This window comes from Amycolatopsis sp. CA-126428, assembly GCF_002904335.1.
Lineage (GTDB): Bacteria > Actinomycetota > Actinomycetes > Mycobacteriales > Pseudonocardiaceae > Amycolatopsis.
The window spans coordinates 44,316-63,445 of the sequence record NZ_PPHF01000074.1; the positions used below are offsets into that span (position 1 = coordinate 44,316).

General features: G+C 71.7%; 19 protein-coding genes. 10 read left to right on the forward strand and 9 right to left on the reverse strand.

Features of this window, described 5'->3' with window-relative positions; all coding sequences use genetic code 11:
* Positions 1 to 24 precede the first annotated feature (24 nt).
* A complete protein-coding gene (locus C2L58_RS18540) occupies positions 25 to 1,677 on the reverse strand; it encodes a glutamate--tRNA ligase (protein ID WP_103338837.1) in 1,653 nt (550 codons plus the stop codon).
* 136 nt (positions 1,678 to 1,813) lie between these two features.
* Here C2L58_RS18540 and C2L58_RS18545 point away from each other — a divergent pair, with 136 nt between their 5' ends.
* From C2L58_RS18545 to C2L58_RS18570, 6 genes are all read left to right on the forward strand, one after another.
* Positions 1,814 to 2,419 (forward strand): hypothetical protein, encoded by a 606-nt coding sequence (locus C2L58_RS18545; protein WP_199191327.1) that lies wholly within the window; start codon positions 1,814 to 1,816, stop codon positions 2,417 to 2,419.
* A gap of 46 nt (positions 2,420 to 2,465) precedes the next feature.
* Positions 2,466 to 2,768, forward strand: coding sequence for a DUF1905 domain-containing protein (locus C2L58_RS18550; RefSeq protein ID WP_103338839.1), 303 nt, complete (start codon positions 2,466 to 2,468; stop codon positions 2,766 to 2,768).
* A gap of 87 nt (positions 2,769 to 2,855) precedes the next feature.
* Positions 2,856 to 3,350: a YbaB/EbfC family nucleoid-associated protein gene (locus C2L58_RS18555; protein ID WP_103338840.1), complete on the forward strand. Its 495-nt coding sequence runs from the start codon at positions 2,856 to 2,858 to the stop codon at positions 3,348 to 3,350.
* A gap of 11 nt (positions 3,351 to 3,361) precedes the next feature.
* Positions 3,362 to 3,697, forward strand: coding sequence for a hypothetical protein (locus tag C2L58_RS18560; RefSeq protein WP_103338841.1), 336 nt, complete (start codon positions 3,362 to 3,364; stop codon positions 3,695 to 3,697).
* On the forward strand, positions 3,694 to 4,821 hold the full coding sequence (locus tag C2L58_RS18565) for a hypothetical protein (RefSeq protein ID WP_103338842.1): 1,128 nt from the start codon (positions 3,694 to 3,696) through the stop codon (positions 4,819 to 4,821). The genes C2L58_RS18560 and C2L58_RS18565 overlap by 4 nt, the downstream gene beginning before the upstream one ends.
* Before the next feature lie 119 nt (positions 4,822 to 4,940).
* On the forward strand, positions 4,941 to 5,456 hold the full coding sequence (locus C2L58_RS18570) for a hypothetical protein (protein WP_103339410.1): 516 nt from the start codon (positions 4,941 to 4,943) through the stop codon (positions 5,454 to 5,456).
* 34 nt (positions 5,457 to 5,490) lie between these two features.
* On the opposite strand, the gene C2L58_RS18575 is transcribed toward C2L58_RS18570, so the two are convergent.
* Positions 5,491 to 5,895 carry an ATP-binding protein gene (locus tag C2L58_RS18575; protein ID WP_103338843.1) on the reverse strand — a complete coding sequence of 135 codons (405 nt, stop codon included), beginning with the start codon at positions 5,893 to 5,895 and terminating at the stop codon, positions 5,491 to 5,493.
* 74 nt (positions 5,896 to 5,969) lie between these two features.
* Entirely contained in the window at positions 5,970 to 6,206 is a 237-nt protein-coding gene (locus C2L58_RS18580; protein ID WP_103338844.1) for a hypothetical protein, read from the reverse strand.
* Positions 6,207 to 6,501: 295 nt separating this feature from the next.
* On the opposite strand from C2L58_RS18580, the gene C2L58_RS18585 reads away from it, so the two are divergent.
* Complete coding sequence (locus tag C2L58_RS18585) at positions 6,502 to 8,673, forward strand: ATP-binding protein (protein WP_103338845.1); 2,172 nt, start codon at positions 6,502 to 6,504, stop codon at positions 8,671 to 8,673.
* A 90-nt stretch (positions 8,674 to 8,763) separates the two neighbouring features.
* Here the strand turns inward: C2L58_RS18585 and C2L58_RS18590 are convergent, their stop codons facing one another.
* The 4 genes from C2L58_RS18590 to C2L58_RS18605 form a co-directional block, all read right to left on the reverse strand.
* A complete protein-coding gene (locus C2L58_RS18590; protein WP_146073633.1) occupies positions 8,764 to 9,993 on the reverse strand; it encodes a hypothetical protein in 1,230 nt (409 codons plus the stop codon).
* Positions 9,994 to 10,481: 488 nt separating this feature from the next.
* Positions 10,482 to 11,303 (reverse strand): helix-turn-helix domain-containing protein, encoded by an 822-nt coding sequence (locus C2L58_RS18595; RefSeq protein ID WP_233225792.1) that lies wholly within the window; start codon positions 11,301 to 11,303, stop codon positions 10,482 to 10,484.
* A gap of 255 nt (positions 11,304 to 11,558) precedes the next feature.
* Positions 11,559 to 11,771 (reverse strand): DUF397 domain-containing protein, encoded by a 213-nt coding sequence (locus C2L58_RS50475; RefSeq protein WP_233225793.1) that lies wholly within the window; start codon positions 11,769 to 11,771, stop codon positions 11,559 to 11,561.
* 338 nt (positions 11,772 to 12,109) lie between these two features.
* A complete protein-coding gene (locus C2L58_RS18605; RefSeq protein ID WP_103338849.1) occupies positions 12,110 to 13,618 on the reverse strand; it encodes an MDR family MFS transporter in 1,509 nt (502 codons plus the stop codon).
* Between the two features lie 121 nt (positions 13,619 to 13,739).
* Between C2L58_RS18605 and C2L58_RS18610 the strand changes: the two genes are divergently transcribed.
* Complete coding sequence (locus C2L58_RS18610) at positions 13,740 to 14,900, forward strand: DUF1015 family protein (RefSeq protein ID WP_103339411.1); 1,161 nt, start codon at positions 13,740 to 13,742, stop codon at positions 14,898 to 14,900.
* Between the two features lie 359 nt (positions 14,901 to 15,259).
* Here C2L58_RS18610 and C2L58_RS18620 read toward each other — a convergent pair whose 3' ends face one another.
* Positions 15,260 to 15,766 carry a DinB family protein gene (locus tag C2L58_RS18620; RefSeq protein WP_103338850.1) on the reverse strand — a complete coding sequence of 169 codons (507 nt, stop codon included), beginning with the start codon at positions 15,764 to 15,766 and terminating at the stop codon, positions 15,260 to 15,262.
* 54 nt (positions 15,767 to 15,820) lie between these two features.
* On the opposite strand from C2L58_RS18620, the gene C2L58_RS18625 reads away from it, so the two are divergent.
* Positions 15,821 to 16,900, forward strand: coding sequence for an ATP-dependent DNA ligase (locus tag C2L58_RS18625; RefSeq protein WP_199191328.1), 1,080 nt, complete (start codon positions 15,821 to 15,823; stop codon positions 16,898 to 16,900).
* The gene (locus tag C2L58_RS18630; RefSeq protein WP_103338851.1) at positions 16,897 to 17,901 is read left to right on the forward strand and encodes a DNA polymerase domain-containing protein; all 1,005 of its coding nucleotides are present in this window, start codon (positions 16,897 to 16,899) and stop codon (positions 17,899 to 17,901) included. The genes C2L58_RS18625 and C2L58_RS18630 overlap by 4 nt, the downstream gene beginning before the upstream one ends.
* Here C2L58_RS18630 and C2L58_RS18635 read toward each other — a convergent pair whose 3' ends face one another.
* Positions 17,902 to 19,032, reverse strand: coding sequence for an MFS transporter (locus C2L58_RS18635; protein WP_233225794.1), 1,131 nt, complete (start codon positions 19,030 to 19,032; stop codon positions 17,902 to 17,904).
* Positions 19,033 to 19,130 lie beyond the last annotated feature (98 nt).

Below are 19,130 nucleotides of genomic sequence, written 5' to 3' on the forward strand. Positions count from 1 at the left end.
CGCGGCCGCCGGAGCCCCGCGGCGCTACTTGGTCAGCGCGGCGATGCGGGCGAGGACCTCGTCCTGACCCAGCGCCTGCGTGATCGCGTGCAGGTCAGGGCTGCGCGTCGACCCGGTGAGGGCGATGCGGATGATCTGCGAGGCCTCGCGGATGGAACCGGGGAAGCCCTCGGGGTTCTTCTTGAACTCCTTGGCGTTGCGGGCGAAGCCGTGCTTGGCCGCGACCGCGCGGATCTGGTCGAACCACTCCTGGCCGTCGTCGAGCTGGCGGTAGTCCGCCGCGAAGTCGCGGGCCACGGCCTGCACGACCGCGCGATCCACACCCAGTGCCGCGATGCGCTCGTCGTCGGGCCCGGTGACGGCCGCGTGCAGCTGCGGGAAGAAGAAGCCGTAGACCGCGCGGAACTCGCTCCACTTCTTCAGGTCCTTGCGCGGGTTCTCGGCGCCATCGCGCTCCACGGCCAGCGCACGCAGGGCGAGGTCGGACTCCTCGTCGAGGACCCGGCGCAGCTCGGGGTCGAACCGCTCGGCCCAGGCGCGGACGGCGTCGAGGATCTCGGCGCCGGACAGGGTGGCGATGTGGTCCGCGGCGATGTCGTCGAGCTTGACCAGGTCCACCAGCGGGCCGGCGACCCCGCACTCGTCGAGGTTGATCGGCTCGGTGAGGGCCTGCTCCAGCGGCATCTCCGCGAGCCGGCCGTTGGCGAGGCCGCGCAGGTAGTACAGGACGGCCTCGGCGGGGTAGCCGGCCTCGATGAAGAAGTCGACGGACGCTTCCGGGTCCTTGCGCTTGGACAGCTTGCGCTTGCTGCCGCCCTCCTGCTTCATCAGCGGCGCGATGTGCGCGTAGGTGATCGGCTCGAAGCCGAGCGCGTCGAACAGCTGCTGGTGCACCGGGACCGACGAGATCCACTCGTCGCCGCGGATCACCAGGTTCACCCGCATGAGGTGGTCGTCGACGGCGTGCGCGAAGTGGTAGGTCGGCAGCCGGGGGCTCTGGTCGGAGCTCTTGAGGATGACGACGTCGTTGCGGTTGGCCTCGGCTTCCAGCGGCCCGCGGATCGCGTCGGTGAAGCGGGCGCGGGCGCCCGTGTCGTCCGGGGCGCGGAACCGCACGACGTACGGGGCGCCGGCGTCGAACTTGGCCTGGACGTCGGCCGGGTCGGCGTCGCGCCAGATCGCCCAGCTGCCGTAGTAGCCGGTCGGCAGCTTGGTGGCCTGCTGCCGCTGGGTGATGGCGGCCAGCTCTTCCTTGGTGGCGAAGTCGAGGTACGCCTTGCCCTGGCGGAGCAGGTCGCGGACGTAGGTGAGGTAGATGCGCTCCCGGGCCGACTGCTGGTAGGGGCCGTAGTCCCCGCCGCGGTCGATGTCTTCGTCGGCGGCGAGGTGGAAGTAGGAGAAGCCGCGTTCGAACTGCTCGAGGGCGCCTTCGACCTCGCGGGACTGGTCCGTGTCCTCGACGCGGACGAGGTAGCGGCCGCCGGAGCGGCGGGCGACGTCCTGGTCGATGAGACCGATGTAGATGCCGCCGAGGTGCACGAACCCGGTCGGCGACGGGCCCAGGCGCGTGACCAGCGCGCCCTCGGGGAGGTCGCGGGCGGGGTACTGCTGCTCCCAGTGCTCGGGTTCGGGCAGGTCGGCAGGGAAGAGTGCATCGATGACCGCTCGGTCCAGCATGGGTTGTTCTCCCGCGTCGTGGTGCGCTTGCCTCGGCGAAAATGGTCGTTTTCGCCGACGACGAGCCTAGCCGTGCGGCCCGCCGGCCCGCCCGGGCAGGTGGTGCTCGGCGGCCCGCGGTGCTAGCTTGCCGGGAATGCGCGCTCGGTTTCCTTTCGCCAGAACGCTTTCGGCCTTGACGGCCCTGCTGGTGCTCCCGCTGATCGCTCCGGCCGCGGCCTCCGCATCGCCGGGCCGCGAGTGCGCGACACCGTCGATCGACCGGCTGCAGCAGTGGCTGGCCAGCGGCGAAGGGACGACGGTCCCGGCCACCGGGAGCCTGCTCGTGCCCGCAGGGCGCCGGTACGCGGCCGAGGTGACGTTCCTGAACGCGGAATGGCACGTGGCCGTGGTGTGGCTGGGCAACCGGTTCGAAGCGCAGGCCGACTTGTCCCGGTCAGCGGGATTCCTGTTGACCTACCGCGCGACCGACGACCTGTACGTCCAGCTGCGCCCGGCGTCCCACTGGAGCGGCGGCGCCCAGTGGCTCACGCGGGTCCCGTCGACCGGCGGCCGGCTGGTGACGAAGTTCTTCGGCTTCTCGCCGCGCAAGTGGACGTCGCTGCCGGAGCTGGGGACGCCCTCGTACTCGTTCGCATCAGCACTGCGGGAGGCGCGGGGGCTGGTGTTCGTCGGGAAGACGCCGAACGAGCTGGAGTTCCGCGGCCTGCGCATCGACGGCTACCGGCCGCCCTGCCTCTGACGGGAACCCGCCGGAAACTGTCGGTGCCCTGTGTGACACTGCGGGCGTGATCATCGTCTTCGAGGCCGAGCTGTGGGAATGGGATGCCCGGCGCGCCGACAGCTGGGTCTTCGTCAGCCTGCCCGCCGACGCGTCGGAGGACATCCGCGAGCTCTCCGCCGAGCCGAGGCGCGCCTTCGGTTCGGTGCGCGTCCGGGTGACGATTGGCGCCACGAGCTGGCAGACCTCGATCTTCCCGGACGGTTCGCGCGAGGCCTACGTCCTGCCCCTGAAACGGGCGGTCCGGGACGCCGAAGGCCTCGGCGTGGGGGACACCAGCACCGTGACCGTGGAGCTCGTCGACTTCTGAGGCGCGCGATCCGGCGAAACGTGATCGGCCGCGGAACGGATCTGTCATGATGCGGACACAGGCCCCGAACCGCGCAAGGGAGACACGATGTCCGCCCAGATGGACGAGCTGATCGCCCAATTCCAGCACTTCCAGAGCAAGGTGCAGCAGGCCGAGGCCCGCTTCGCCGGCGTCGGCGACATGCAGGAGCGGATCGCCCGGCTGGAGACCACCGTCACTTCGCCCGACGGGACCGTGACCGTCACGGCGGGCGCCGGCGGCACCATCACCGACCTGCGGCTCACCGCCGGGGCCACCCGGGTCGAGGCCGGCCAGCTCGCCGCGACGATCATGCACACCATCCGCCGGGCGGCGGCCGGGGCCGCGCAGCAGCAGGCCGGCATCGTGGACGAGACCTTCGGCGACGCGTTCGGCGTGGACGTCTCGGCGCAGGTGCGCGAAGCCCAGGCGGCGGCGTTCGGAACCGCGGCGGCCGAGCCCGCGTCGGAGCAGGAGCCGCGGCAGCCGTCGCGGCCCGTCCGCCGGCGCGCCGCCGGGGACGACGACGACTTCGACCAGGGCCCCATCCTCCGCCGATCCTAGGGAAATCCGCGATGACACAAGGAATCCAGACGAACGTCGGCGCGATCTCCGCCTACGCCAAGCAGCTGCCGTTCTACGAGCAGGAGGCGGACAAGTTCGGCGCGAAGATCGACGCCGCCGACGTCACGAACGAAGCGTGGGGGCTCGTCGGCCTCTTCGCCAAGCAGGGCTACACCGACCGCCTCGCCGAGCTGCGCTCGCTGCTGACCGACCTCAAGGACGGCGTGGACGGGTTCACCACCAAGCTCACCAAGGCCGCGGAGATGTACCAGGGCACCGAAGACGCCGGCAAGGTCGCCTTCGGGCGGTACGAAGCGGAAATCGACGCGATCGGGCAGGGCGAATGACCGAGCCGAAGAAGAGCATCGCCGACGCGCTGAACGTCGAGGCCTACGACGAGAGCACGGGCGCCAACCTCGACCGCGCCGCCGGGTACGTGCCGGTGGCCGGCACCGCCTACAAGGCCGGCAAGAAGATCGGCGAGCACGCCCGGCAGGCCGCGGAGGCCGACGGCCCGGGCGAGCTGGCGTCCGCGGGGGCCGCGCTGGTCGGCGACGGCGCGGCGTTCGTCGGTGCCGCCGCCGGCGACATGGTCACCTTCGCCATGGACCCGATCGGCTGGCTGGTCAGCCACGGCCTGAACATGCTGCTCGAGCTGGTCCAGCCGCTGCAGGACGCGCTGCACCAGGTCACCGGCGACGGCCCGGCGATCGGCCACGCGTCGGAGAACTTCGTCACGATCGCCCAGGGTTTCGTCGCGCTCGCCGACGACTTCGAGCGCACCGGCGACACCGCGCTGGCCGAGTGGGTGGACGAGGCGGGCAACGCGGCGAAGGAAGCCCTCGGCGACTTCTCCTCCGGCATCCGCGGCATCGGCTCGGCCGCCGGTTCGGTGGCCGAGGTGCTGCAGATGTGGTCGATGGTCATGGTGGTCATCGAAGAGGTGATCAAGGGGATCATCACCGAGCTGGTGTCCTGGCTGATCACGTTGTGGCTGCCCGCGCTGGCCGCGTCGGTGATCAGCTTCGGCGGCTCGGTCGCGGCCGCGATGACCGCGTCCATCGCCAAGGCGGCCAGCGTGCTGCAGAAGGTGACGCGTTACCTCGGCAAGTTCGGCAAGCTGCTCGACAAGTTCATGGAGTTCCTGGTCAAGTACTCCGGGAAGCTCGAGGTGTTCACCCGCAAGCTGCGCATCGGCGTGATGCCCGGCGAGACGAAGTTCGGCTTCGGCGCGGTCGCCGAGGGCTGGCAGCCGAGCAACCGAGCGCTCACGACGATGTTCGGCACTTCGGCCGGCGTCAAGCCGTTCCTCGCCGGCGCGGGCGTGAAGGCCGGCATCGGAGCGGGCAAGGGTGCGTTCGCCGAAGGCAAGGACGCCGTCACACCGGAGGGGGACGAACCGTGGTTCGACAAGAGCGAGATCGGCGGGGACCGGAGCCCGGAGGAGACGCGCAGGGATCTCGACATCTAGACGTCCGCGCGGCCGAATTCCACGACCGCGTCGAAAGCTGGTCGCAGGAGGCCCGGGTCCGGCCCGGGTTCCGGGAGCGGGTCGAGGCGCTCACCCGCGACCGGTGGCGCGAGCCGGTCATCGTGTTGCACTTCGGCGACACCGACGTGGGCTACGACGTCCCCGGCCGCCGCCGGGACGGCACCGTCGTGGGGAAGCGGCTCGTCCGGCGGTTCTTCTGGAACATCCTGCGCGGGCTCGGCGCCGCGGTGTTCGGCGTCTTCGCCCTGGCCCACGGCGAACGGCCGGGACTGCCGTTCCAGCGGGCGATCGGCGTGACGGGCCCGGAGAACGCGATGGCGCTCGACCTCGCCGACCGGCTCCGGTCCGTGGGGGGCGCGTGGCTGGCGTGCTCGCCGTCGTGCCTGGCGGTGGTGGACACCGGACCGACCACCACCGACCCGGCCGACGCACCGCCGCCGCGGATCGTCTGGGAAGCACGCAAACCGCAGGCGCCGGAGCTCAGCTTCCGCAAGAGCACGCTGACCTGGCCGGACGGCTCGATCTTCCGGCTGCCCGTGCAGGACCGCACCGAGCAGCAGCACCTGCGGAAGTTCCTGGAGTTCCCGGACGTCATCCACTGGAACGGCCGCTAGGGCCTGGGCGCCGGGAGGAACGGGTGGCTCGGTCCTAGTCCGCGCAGGCGAGGCGGGCCCAGACGACCTTGCCGTCGTCGTGGTGGCTCACGCCCCAGTCGAGGGCGAGTTCGTCGACGAGCAGCAGGCCCCGGCCGCCGGAGCGGCTCGGCACCCGCAGCCGGGGTTCGCCGGTACCGGTGTCGGCGACGGCCACGGTCACCTGGCACGGGTCGTTCGTGAGGTGCAGCCGCAGCTGCTGGGGGCCGGTCGCGTGGACGTAGGCGTTTTCCAGCAGTTCGCCGACCACGATCACGGCATCGACCCGGTCGGCGTCGGCGAGCGAAGCCAGCTTGGCCTGGGCCCACCGGCGCGCGACGGCCAGCCCCGAGGGGCCCGCTCCGGCCACGTCCAGCACCTGCCATCCCGGCTCGTGTGCCGCGCCCCAGTTCACTTGCACCGTTGTGACTCCTCCTTGTCCGGAGGGCCTACCCGGGAAACCGGCCGATACTCCTCCGGCCACCAGAAAAAGCGCTACGGGCGCCCGATCCGCCAGAGGAACGCCGCGCGCAGAGCCTCGATGAGGGCTTCGTCGTCGACTTCGGTGGGACGCTCGCCCATCGGCAGCCAGACGCGCTCGTCCGGGATGCCCGCGATGACGCGCGTGAGCGTGACGCCCGGATAGGTGAGCGTTTCACGACCGCCGTCGACGTCGGAGACGACGACGTGCCGGGACTCCGCCCGGACGAGCACCTGCCGCTGGTCGTTCATGTCGCGCGTCTTCCCGAACCGAAAGCGTGGCCGCCGTCCAGCATAGCCACGCGAAGCGGCGAGCACGTTCGGTCGAACAGCGGATTCTCGTTCACGTCAGCTCAAAAACCACTGCGCCCCAACACCTCCGCTGGCGGGCACGGCGCGCTCCGAGGGGGAGGAGAGCACGCCGTGTCCGTGCTCCGAACGGTACGCCGTGGCCCGGCCGGCGGCGGTCGAACCACTCGTACGCCGGAACGGCTTGCGGTGACGGCGTGGTAGACAGGGAAGTTCGGGATCCGGCGGGAGTTCTCGGATGACATCTCGGAACGAGACCACCTCACCACCCGGAGTCCACAATTCCGTCGGCGGCGACGCGGCCGGGGCGGTGCTGCAGGCCGGGACGATCACCGGTGACGTGTGGATCGCCGGCCCACGCCGACCGGAGGAGTCCCCGGTACCCCGGCAGCTGCCGGCGGTGCCGTCGCACTTCACGAGCCGGGCGGACGAACTCGCGGCCTTGGACGACGTCGCCGGGGAAGACACCGGTGGCCGGCCGGCGCTGGCCGTGCTGACCGGGCCGGGCGGCGTCGGCAAGACCGCCCTCGCCGTCACCTGGGGTGCCCGGCACGCGGGCAGCTTCCCGGACGGTCAGCTCTACGCGGACCTGCGGGGGTTTTCGCCGGGGACCGCGGTCGTCCCGGAGGAGGCGCTCGGGGCGTTCCTGCGCGCGCTGGGGGTGGCGCCCGAGCGCGTCCCGCCCGGTGTTGCCGAACAGGCGGCCCTGTTCCGGACGAGGACGGCGGGCCGACGGTTGCTGGTCGTGCTGGACAACGCGTTTTCGGCGGCCCAGGTCCGCCCGCTGGTCCCCGCGTCGGCCGGCTGCCTGGTGCTCGTGACCAGCCGCCTGAGGCTGGACGGGCTCGTGGCCGAAGGCGCGCGCTTCCTGGATGTGGCGCCCCTTTCCCAGCCGAAGGCCGTCGAGCTGGTGGTGCGGGCCGTGGGCCGGTCGCGAGTCGCCGGTGAGCTGGCCGCGGTCGCGGAGCTGGCGGTGCTCTGCGGCCGGCTGCCGATCGCGCTGCGCGTCGCGTCGGCCCGGCTGGCGTCCCGGCCGCGGTGGCCGGTCGCGCGGGTGGTGGCCGAACTCGGCGACGAACGATCCCGGCTGAGCCGGCTTTCGGCGGAGGGAGACGCCTCGGTGGCGGCGATGTTCGACTGGTCCTACCGGGCGTTGCCGCCGACGGCCGCGACGCTGTACCGGCTGCTGAGCGAGTTCCCGGGTGCGTCGTTCGACGTCGGCACGGCGGTGGCGGTGACCGGCCTGACCGAACCGGCGGCGGCCGACGGGCTGCAGCTCCTCGTGGACGCGAGCCTTCTCGAGGAGGTCGACGAGCTCCGCTTCCGGTTCCACGACCTGGTCCGCCTGCACGCCCGCGCCCAGCGCGACGCCGGGCGGCCCGAGGTGGTTCCCCGGGTGGCGACCTGGTTCCTGCACGAGATGACGCGGGCGAACCTGGTCGTCATCCCGTTGCGCTGGCGGGTCAGCCCGGTGTGCGAGCAGTACCGCACCGCGCCGCCCGCGTTCGGCTCGGGCAGGGAAGCGCTCGACTGGCTCGACGGACAGCTGCCCAACGTGCTGGCGGTGCTGGAAGCAGCCGGCGAACGGGAGCACGACCGGCTGGCGTGGCAGCTGTGCGAGGCTCTGTGGGAGCTGTTCCTGCACCGGAAGCACTTCGCCCGCTGGTTGCGTTCGCACGAGATCGGCATCGCGGCGGCGCGGCGCTGCCGGGACGCGGTCGCGGAGTCGCGGCTGCGCTGCCAGCTCGGTCGCGCGTACCTGGACCTGGGCCGGTTCGAGGACGCGGAACGCGAATGCGCTCGCGCGCTGGACCTGGCGCGAGCGGCGGGGAGCCGGCACAACGAATCGGTGGCGCTGGACCAGCTGGGAACGGCGGCGCAGGGCCGCGGCGACGTTCCGGCGTCGATCTCCTTCTATTCCGCCAGCCTGGAGATCGAACGGGAGCTGGGCATCGACCGCGGCGTCGCCCAGCGGCACCGCCGCATCGGCGAGGTGCTGGCGAAGGCGAACCGCCCGGCCGAAGCGGCGGAACACCTCCGACGCGCCCGCCGGATGTTCGCCGACCTGGGGGACGAAAAGGACGAGGCGAAGGTCCTGGTGGGGCTGGCTCGCCTGGACGCCCGTGGTGGCGACGTCGCCTCGGCGAAGCGTCGCCTGGAGCGGGCGCGGCGGGTCCTGGCGGAGGCGGGCTCGGCGTTCTACCAGGCGGACGTCCTGGTCGGGTTCGCCGACGTGGCGGAGTGCGATGACGACCCGAGGGCGGCCCGCGGCCACCTCGCCGAGGCGTTGGCGCTGTACGAGCAGGTGGGCGGGCCGCAGGTGGAGCGGGTTCGCGCCCGGCTGCGGCGGTACGACGCCGAGAACGCGGAGCCACCGGTCGAGGGGCCGCCCCGGCAGGTCGGCGAATGACGGCGCGGATGCCGGCAGAGGACATCCGTCAGGGCCGGGCGCTCTCCACGCCCGGCGGTGACGAAGCTGCCCGCCGCGCCGGAGTGACGGTCACCCGTCCGGCCGGCTTCGCGGCCGCGGAATGACCGGCCGGGGCACGAGCCGGGGAAGTGGCGCGGGGGAGAGCGGGACCGCTCGCGCCGGTTCGGGGAGCCCGAGCAGGTCGTACATCTCCTTCCGGAGGATCTTCCCGGCTTCCCCGGGCCGCGAGGTCAGCAAGCCGGCGATCCGGGCGCCGAGCCCCCGGCCTTGCGCGTCGGCGGCGGCGCGGAGCTGGGGGAGCAGCGGCCGCGTGGGATCCCACCGCGGGGTGTGCTCGGCCAGGACGGCCGCCGGGCTGCCTTCGAGCAGCGGCTGGGGGCCGTGCGGCAGCCGCAGGACGGGGGTGCCGAGGCCGGCCGCGAAAGTGCCGAGCGAGGTGTAGTCGGCCAGCACGTGGTCGGCGGCGGCGACGGCACCGCGCCAGTCGGTGTACGGCTTCAGCACGCGGAGCCCCGCGTCGATGGCGTCGGAGAGCCAGCCGAGCACCTGGCCGGTGCCGTGCTGCGACCAGATCTGCGGGTGGAGGGACGCCACGACGCGGAACCGATCGCGCGGCAAAGCTTCGGCGATCTCGCGGAAGAGCTCCGGATTGCGGCCGAAGCCCGAAAGCGGTGACCAGGTGGAGGTGACCAGCAGGACTTCCCGGTCGTCCGTGACGCCGAGGGCGCGCCGGTGCTGGTCACGGTATTCGGCGGTGGCGACGAGCCGGTCGAAGGCGATGTCACCGCCGACGAAGGCGTGCGGCAGGGCCTCCGGGCAGATCCGGGCGAGGAGATCCCACTCTCGTTCGTGGGTGAGCGCGATCCGGTCGGGGCGGACCCGGCCGTCTCGCATCAGCTGCGCGGGGTGGAGGCCGGTGACGAGGGCGCCGTCGGTGTCGGTGCGGTGGGGGCGGTACTGCCCGAGCCCGCCACCGTGGGGGACGAGGAGCACGGGGCCCAGCACGTCGTCGACACCGCGAGTGCTCCCGGCGAGCACCAGCCCGTGAGTGACCCGCCGCACCTGCGGCATGGTCAGCAGAACCCCGCCATCGGCCCGGACGAGTTCGGCGGCGTCCGGCCGGTCTTCACCGTTGTCCGGCACGGCGTAGACCCGCATCACCTGGTGGTCGGCGTCGATGAGGGGGACGAGGTCGTTGAGCCTGAGCAGCGCGACCACGTGCGGGGCGAAGATGAGGACGGGCACGCCGAGCCGGGTCGCCCAGTGCTCCGGTGCCAGTACTCCGTCATCGTCGTTCATCGCGGCCACCCCTCCCGGCGTGAGGCGTAGCGCAGCGCCCCGGCCCGGCTGGCCAGCGCCGGGAGCGGGCGGGGGAACGGTCTGCGGTCGGCGGGGACGGCGACTTTCACGGTGCCTCCTGGAACGGGATCGGCGACATCGCCGATACGTCGGACATGGGTCGGGCGGTCGCGGGGCGCAGGCCGGCGCTGGGGCCGGCGGTGTCGCGGACAACCCTGTCCTGGGGAGAGGCACTGACAGACCGGCCGGCGGATTTGTGGCCCGTTGCCGGTCTGGGTGGCTCTGAGTCACCCGATATAGGTGAATTCATGTTCCCGGAGAGATGATTCGGGGTCTCCAACCGGACGGCGGCACCAACCCCCGGTCGGGGAGTCGTATGCTGGCGCCTCGGCAGTAAGTCCGCGCTCGTGTCACGTGGAGCGGAGGTTATTGCCTTGCGGAAGCGGTCCCTGGTGGCAGCCGGGGGCCGCTTTTTTATCCTTGGTTCATCAGTCGTCCAGCCTTTCGAGCGTCCGTTCGATCAGCGCCGGTGTTTCTTCAGGAGAAAGCGCTGCGTCCTCCAATTTGTAGAAGATCTGGATGAACTCGACAGCCTTCACGGCTCCGGTGACATCGTCGAAGAACTGGTCTCCATTGGGTTGTTCCAGGTTGAGGAACAGGTCGTTGGACTGCTCGGACAGCTGAAGGAGCTCGAACGAGCTCTGCATGCCGCTGACCCAGCCCGCCTGGTAAGGCAGGACCTGCACGGACACGTTGGGCCGCTGAGCGACCTCCAGCAGATGGCGCAACTGGATCCGCCAGCCGGCGACATCGGTGATGCGTCGGTGCAGCACCGACTCGTCGAGGATGAAGAAGTGCTCGAGTTCGGGATCTTCCAGCCGCTTCTGCCGTTCGGCCCGCAGCTTCACCTTCCGTTCCGCGATCGAGGGATCGCTGGACCCCTTCACCAGGGAACGGGTGTACTCGGGGACTTGGAGCAGCCCCGGTACCAGGTGCAACTGGTACTGGCGCAGGATCACGGCGGCTGCTTCGAGGCCGAGGAACTTGACGAACTCCGGGCTGTTGGTGCGTTTGTACTCGTCCCACCAAGCCGGCTGCCGACCGTCCTTCGCCATCTGGACGTATTTTTCCACGCGGTCGCGGTCGGTGATGCCGTAGTGCAGCAGGAGCGCTTTCAGGTCGGTGATCGACAAGCCCACCTGCCCGCTCTCGATACGGTTGAGCTTGGAGAGCGACCAGTCCAGCGCGTCCGCGACGTTCTGCTGGGTCAGCTGCAGGGCCTCCCGTGCCTCCCTTATTTCCGCCAGCACTCGCCGTTGGCTAGCCACTGGCGAATGCGCCCTAGTCATGATCGTTCTACTCCCGTCCGTTCGGTATGCCACGCGGCGAGGTGCCACATAGCAGAACGATAGCAGTCGGTATGAGCTACGTCACTTCGACGCGGGGCCAAGAGCGAGGCGGAGATGTGCCAGGTGGCAGGCAGGTGTGAGGCGTCGCGATCCGAGGAAGCAAAAAACCCTGGTGAACCCGGTCGTCCGGGGCCCCAGGGTGCGAACGGGTGTGGGCTAGGAGTGATCCTGCAGGAACGCCTTCCAGGCTTCTCGGCTGAAGATCAGCTGAGGGCTGACGAACTTCGAATCGCGGAGATGTACGCGCTCGGCCGCGGTGGCGACCTCGACGCAGTCATCAGCGTTGCCACTGCCGCTGGCCGAACTCTTCACCCATACCAACGTGAGGGCTTCGGTCTCGGTTGAAGGCTGCCCGACCTGCTCGGTCACGTGCGTCCCCCGGTTCTCGAAAGGCGCGTACCGGCCAGCCGGGCGGCGGTGGGCCGGAGCATCGCGTGAAAGTGTTCGGATCTTAACTGCGGAACGTGACGGCTCAACACCGCCGAGAGAAGGATAGCCCATGGTCCACAGGTTTGTTGTGGAGCGTTTCCGGGTCAGAAACCTGACATTTCGAGGACATCGTCGATCGCCTGCACATGCACAATTCCGTGCAGATGAACGGTCATCGCAGGCCGCCTGGAGTGCTCAGGGATGACTTGCTGTGCTTGGGAATCCGAAGCCGGCGCGAGCGGTGACCACGAATTCCGGGAACGTCGCCGAAATGAGGTCTAGAACTCCAGCTGTTCGGTCTTCCGCGGCATCAGCAACAACGCCCCCACCGACAAGACGGCCACCGCCAACAACCCCAAAAACACATAGTGCGTCGCATCCGCCAACGCCCCGCGCACGAACACCGCGGCCGGCGAATCGGGCGCGTGTCCGCCCAGCACCAGGCTCGTCGCGTCGACCGACGGGGGCAGCGGACCCACCTCCGCCGGCGGGTTCGCGAACCGGGACGCCAGCGTCGCGTTGGCGATCGCCCCGAACACCGCCGCCCCCACCGCGCTTCCCAGTGAGCGGCTGAACAGGTTCGTCGCGGTCACCACGCCACGGCGGTCCCAGCCCACCACCGACTGGATCGCCACCAGCGTCGGGCTCGCCGCCAGGCCCAGGCCCACCCCGAGGACGAACGCCGCGAACGCCGCCGCCCAGAGTGACGAACCCGCGCCGAGGAGCGCCACCAATACGCCGCCGGCGATGATGAACACGCTGCCGATCAACGCCGTGTCGCGGAAGCCGATGCGCAGGTAGATCTTGCCCGCCAGGGACGCCGAAATCGGCCAGCCGACCGTCAGGGCCGCCACCGCGAACCCCGCCACCAGCGCGCCCGCGCCGAGCACCCCCTGCGCGTACGTCGGCAGGTACGACGTCAGGCCCATCAGGACCGCGCCGACCACCAGCGCCACCAGGTTGCCGCCCACCAGGACCCGCCGGGTGAACACCCAGAGCGGCAGCACCGGCTCGGCCGCGCGCTTCTCCGCCACCACGAACGCCACCAGCAGCAGCGCGCCCGCGACGAAGATCCCCACGCTCGGCAGCGAGCCCCACGCCCACGCGACGCCGCCCTCGAGCAGGCCGAGGATGACCAGGGAACAGCCGACGGTGAGCAGTGCCGCGCCCAGGTAGTCGACCTTGTGCGGCTTGCGCTCGACGTGCTCGGCGAAGTTGCGGAACAGCATCAGCGCCGCGATCGCGCCCAGCGGCAGGTTGATGAAGAAGATCCAGCGCCAGTCCAGGTACTCGGCGAAGACCCCGCCGAGCGTCGGGCCGACCACCGAAGCCACGCCCCAGACGCTGGCCACGTAGCCCTGGACCCGCGCGCGTTCCTCCACCGTGTACAGGTCGCCGATCACCGTCATCGACATCGGCTGGATCGCTCCGGCGCCGATGCCCTGGACCGCCCGGGCGGCGATCAGCACCGGCATGCTCCACGCCGCACCGCAGAGCACCGAGCCGACCAGGAACGCCGCGATCCCGAAGAACATCACCGGCCGCCGGCCGAGCACGTCGGCGAACTTGCCGTAGAGCGGCACCGTCACGGCCTGGGTGAGCAGGTAGATCGAGAACAGCCACGGGAACTGGGCGAAGCCGCCGAGGTCGCGCACCACCGACGGGACGGCGGTCGCGATGATCGTGCTGTCCAGCGCGACCAGCGCCGTGCTGAGCATGACCGCGATCAGCACCGGGCCGCGTTCGGACCGGAAGCCGACCCCCTTCGTGGCGGCGGATGTCGTCATCGGCGGGGTGCTCCTCGGGACGGTCATGACCGGGGTCAACTACTTTGCAGTCCTAAGCATTCCATCCCGGCGGCACCGGCCCCAGCGAATTTCCCGGCGCCCGTGGCGCAAGATGGACAGGATGAGCGACTGGATCCGGCCGATCGGGCGGGGCTGGGTGGTCCGCGACGCGGTCCCCGGCCCCGACGTCGACGAGTTCGCCGAGCCCGAGCGCGTGGTCGCGGCGCTGGCCGCGCCCGGTGCCGCCGACAGCCTGCTGGCCGTGCAGCACCCGGCCCGCACCCCCGCGGCCCTGGCGCGTGGTCTCGACCTGACGGCCGCCGTCCCCGTCGCCCGCGCCGTGCTCGAACGGCTCCGCAAGCGGTCCTACCGGCCGGTCCGCGACGTCGTCGCGCCCTACCGGATCGAAGGGCCGGACGGGGTGGCGCTCGGCCTGCTCTGCCTGGTCGACCCGGCCGCGGTGACCGACGACGGCGCCGCGCGAGTCCGCCACACCGAGGACGTCTACCCCGACGTCGTCGCCGAGCGGGCCGCGGTGCTCGCCGGGCTGGGCTGCGCGACCAGCGCGGCGCTGCTCGTCCCGGCCGGCGGCGGCGCGGAGCTGACCGAGCAGGTCGAGCAGGCCTGCGCCGGCCTCGGCCTGCCCGATCTGTCCACTTCGGACGCGGCCGGGCGGCGGCACGACCTGTGGGTGGTGCCGGAAGGGCCCCTGCAGAGCCGGCTGCTGGCCGCGGTCGCCGGCACGGACCTCCTGGTCGCCGACGGCAACCACCGCGTGGCCGCCGCGGCGGCGGCCGGCCACGGCGCGCTGCTCGCCCTGGTCACCGCGGGACCGGCGCTGGAGATCGGCGCGATCCACCGCGTCCTCACCGGCACCGGCCTCGGCCCCGAAGACCTGGTGTCCCGCTGGTGCGAGGCCGGCCTGGACGTCCGCTACGACGAGCAAGCCGTGCCGGTCGCCGGCGAGGTCGTGGTGCGCGCCGGCGCGGCCGTGCTGCGGATCCCGCTCCCGGCCGTGGAAGGGCCCGGGCCCGTGATCGACCACGAGATCGTCGAGCAGGTCCTGTTTTCCCGCGCGCTCGGCGTCGACCCCGAAGGGCCGTGCGTCCGCCCGCTCCCGGCCGGCCGCCCGCTGCCGCCGGACGCGGACGCGGTGGTGCTGCTGGCCCCGGTCAGCTACGCCGACGTCCTCGCGGTGCACGCGGCCGGGCGCCGGATGCCGCGCAAGGCCACGTACTTCACGCCGAAGCCGCGCAGCGGGCTCGTGCTGGCGGAGCTTTAGCGGCGGTCCACCGCGAACCACGCGCGGCCCGAACAGCCCGCGTTCCCGCAGGTACTCCTCCCCGGAACGACGTGCCAGCCGGGAAGCCATCGTGCCGCCCGTCGCGGTTTCGTACGCGAGCAGGCCCTTGAGCACGTTGAGTGTCGAGTGGGCCGAAGAGCGCGCCGAGCCTTCGACCCACGCGCAGCCCGCCCACCGGCCATCGGGGTCCGCGCCGCCGGTAGGCCGGCACCCCGACTCCTCCGTCCCGATCCGCGCCTGCGTCGCTTCCGGGATCTCCGGCGGCTCGCCCGCCAGGTCGCGCTCCATCTCCCGGCCCAGGGCCGGATCCGGGTCGCACGACCAGGCGAGCAGGTCCGTCAGGCTCCCGTGACGCCGTCGATGGCCTCCCGCAGGAAGTCCGCGTGGCCGTTGTGGCGGGCGTACTCGTGGATCATGTGCAGCATCACCAGCCGCAGCGAGACGTCCTCGCCCCAGCGCGCCTGGTGGCCGGTGACGTCCAGGGACTCGGCCGCCTCTTCGATCTTGCGTGACTGCTCGACCTCGTCCTGCCACGCCTCGAAGGCCTCCGCGCGGGTGGACGAACTCGCGTCGTAAGCGGCCTGGAAGTCGCCTTCGGGCGACCACCGCAGCGGGATGTCCTCGGCGTTGATCACCCGCCGGAACCAGGTGCGCTCGACCTCGGCCATGTGCCGGACGAGGCCGAGCAGCGAAAGCGTCGACGGCGGGCTCGACGCCCGGCGGAGGTCCTCGTCGGACAGTCCGTCGCACTTCATCGCGAGGGTGGCGCGGTGGAAGTCGAGAAAGGTGCGCAGCATTTCGCGCTCGCCGCCGGTCAGGGGCGGTGCGGGGCGTTCGGTGGTCACGAGGGAGTGTGTATCACGCCGAGAAATGTCGTACCTGTGTTTTAAGCTCGCGCGGTGGACTTGCCCGTGATGCCGCCGGTGCGGCCGATGCTCGCGAAAGCCGTGCACGAGGTGCCTCGTGACCCGGGGCTGCTGTACGAGCCCAAGTGGGACGGCTTCCGCTGCGTCGTGTTCCGCGACGGCGACGAGATCGAGCTCGGCTCCCGCAACGACCGCCCGCTGACCCGCTACTTCCCGGAGCTGGTGGAGCTGCTGGCCGCCGCGCTGCCGCCCCGCTGCGTCGTCGACGGCGAGATCGTGCTGGTCACGCCGGCCGGGCTCGACTTCGAGGTGCTGCAGCTGCGGCTGCACCCGGCGGCCTCGCGCGTGCGCAAGCTCGCCGTGGAGACGCCGGCCAGCTTCGTCGCCTTCGACCTGCTCGCCCTCGGCGACACCGACCTCACCCAGGAGCCGTTCCGCGAGCGGCGCAAGCAGCTCGAAAGCATCCTCCGCACGGACGCCGAAGGTCTGCAGCGCATCCACCTGACCCCGCTGAGCGACGACCCCGGCCAGGCCGAAGACTGGTTCACCCGGTTCGAGGGCGCGGGCTTCGACGGCGTCATGGCCAAGCCCGGTGACCTGCCGTACGAGCAGGACAAGCGCGTCATGCTGAAGGTCAAGCACGAGCGCACGGCCGACTGCGTCGTCACCGGCTTCCGCTGGCACAAGGACGGCGCCGGCGTCGGTTCGCTGCTGCTCGGGCTGTTCGACGACGAGGGCGTCCTGCACCACGTCGGGGTGGCCAGCAGTTTCACCAAGGCGCGGCGGGCCGAGCTGGTCGAAGAGCTGGCGCCGCTGCGCGAGAACGCGCTCGAGAACCACCCGTGGCGGTCCTGGGCCGAATACGAACCCGAGCCCGGTCGGCAGCCGGGCGCGAACAGCCGATGGGCCCCGCAGAAGGACCTTTCGTGGGAGCCGCTGCGCCCGGAATGGGTGGCCGAGGTCCGCTACGAGCACCTGCAGGGTGGCCGGTTCCGGCACGGCGGGCGGCTGGTCCGTTTCCGGCCCGACCGCACGCCGGAGTCCTGCACGTACGCCCAGCTCGACGAGGCACCGCCCGCCGAGCTCGCGAAGCTGTTCGGGGAGGCGCGATGAGCGGGGCGGTGCTGCTCGACGTCGACGGCGTCGAGGTCAAGATCAGCAGCCCGGACAAGGTCTACTTCCCGGAACGCGGCGAGACGAAGCTCGACCTCGTCGAGTACTACCGGGCGGTGTCCGGGCCGCTGCTGGCCCGGCTCGGCGGGCGTCCGCTGCTGCTGGAGCGCTACCCGGACGGCGCCGGCGGCAAGAACTGGTTCCAGAAGCGCGTCCCCAAGGGCGCGCCGTCGTGGCTGACCACCACGGTCGTCTCGACGCCGAACGGCACGACGAGCGACGCGCTGGTGGCGAAGGACCTCGCCCACATCCTCTGGGCGGTGAACCTCGGCTGCCTCGGCTTCCACGTCTGGCCCTACCTCGCCGACACGCCCGAGGTCACCGACGAACTGCGCGTCGACCTCGACCCGTCGCCCGGCATCGGGTTCGACGAGCTGCGCGAAGCCGCGGTGCTGACCAGGGAGTTCCTGGCCGAGCACGGCATCGAAGGTCACCTGAAGACGTCGGGTTCGCGGGGGCTGCACCTGTACGTGATGCTCGAGCCGCGCTGGGACGGCTTCCAGGTGCGGGCGGCCGCGGTCGCGCTGGCGCGGGCGCTGGAACGCCGTCACCCGGAGAAGATCACCGCGCAGTGGTGGAAGGAAGAACGCGGCACGCGCGTGTTCGTCGACTTCAACCAGAACGCCCCGCACAAGACCGTGTTCGGCACCTGGTGCGTGCGCCCGCGCGTCGGCGGCCAGGTGTCCACCCCGATCGGCTGGGGCGAGCTGGACACCGTCGAGCCCGGCACGCTGACGCTGAGCACGGTGCCCGCGCGGGTCGCCGAGCGCGGCGATCCGTGGGCCGGGGCGGGGGAGCGGCCGCAGTCGATCGAGCCGCTGCTGGAGATGTCCGAACGCGACATGGCGGCCGGGCTGATGGACGCGCCGTGGCCGCCGGTGTACCCGAAGATGCCCAACGAGCCACCGCGCGTGGCGCCGAGCCGCGCGAAGAAGGCGTGATCAGGGTGGCCCGAGGCGCCGGTGAAGCTGGCTCCACGCGGTGAGGGCCACCAGGGCGGTGAGCCCGAACACCGCCGCGGACCCGAGGCCCGCGGCCGCCGCACCGGCCAGCGGCGAGGCGACGGTCTGGCCGGCGCCGAGCCCGGCGAACGACCACGTGATGCCGCGGGCGGGCCGCGCCGGGAAGAGGCGGGCCGCCCACAGGATGCAGAGCCCGGTCAGCGCCATGTAGGTGCTGCCGAACAGCGCACCGGAAAGCAGGGCGAGGGGCACGCCCGGGTCCGGCAGCGCCAAGAGGGCGATGCCCGCGGCGGAGAGGGTCCACGTCGCGAGGTTGACCGTCCGCAGGCCCACGCGCCCGGCCGCCCGGCCCGCGAGGCCGCCGAGCAACCCGGCCACGCCGATCGCGGCCCAGCACCAGGTCGCGGCCACCGGGCTCAGCCCGGTTTCGGCGAGCCGGGAGCTGGAGAACGTCCAGTACGGCGCGCTCGTCACGCCGATGAGGACGGAGTTGACCACGAGCGGGACCAGCCCGCCGACGGGACCGGAGGTCGCCGGGACGTCGGCGGGCCCGGGTGAGCGCGGCAACGTCCGCCACGCGATCAGCGTCACGGCCACGCCGAGGGCGGCGAACGCCGACCAGATCACCGGCCAGCCGAACGCGAGCAGGGGAGTGAACGCCGACGCGGCCAGGCCCAGCCCGGTTCCGGTGTTGGCCCAGGTCTGCGCCCGGTCGCGGGTGCGCGCCCCGGCCGTCTCGCCGATCAGCTGGGCGACGCCGGGCGAGACGAGGCCCGCGCCGGCCCCCGCGACGGCGATCCCGGCACCGAAGACCGCGACGTGCGGGGCGACAGCCATGAGGCCGAGCCCGAGCGTCGCCGCCGCCGCGGCCAGCAGCACGGTGCCGCGTGCCGACCGCGCGGACGTTCTCGGGGCGAGCAGCAGCCCGAGGCCGTAGCCCGCGGTGGACACGCCGCCGAGCACGCCGACGCCGACCGCCGTGAGCCCGAACGTCTCGCTGAACCGCGGCACGAACGGCCCGAACGCGTACCGCGCGAACCCGTAGCAGAGGGCGATCACGACCGCGCCGATCGCGGCCGTGGACCACCACCTGTCCGTTTTCGTCTGCATCACCACTCCATCCACCAAACAGACAGGTCTGTCTGATGTCAAGCGATGGTACGATTACCGCAGGTGAAGACTGATACCGACCTGTTCGGAGGAGTGCG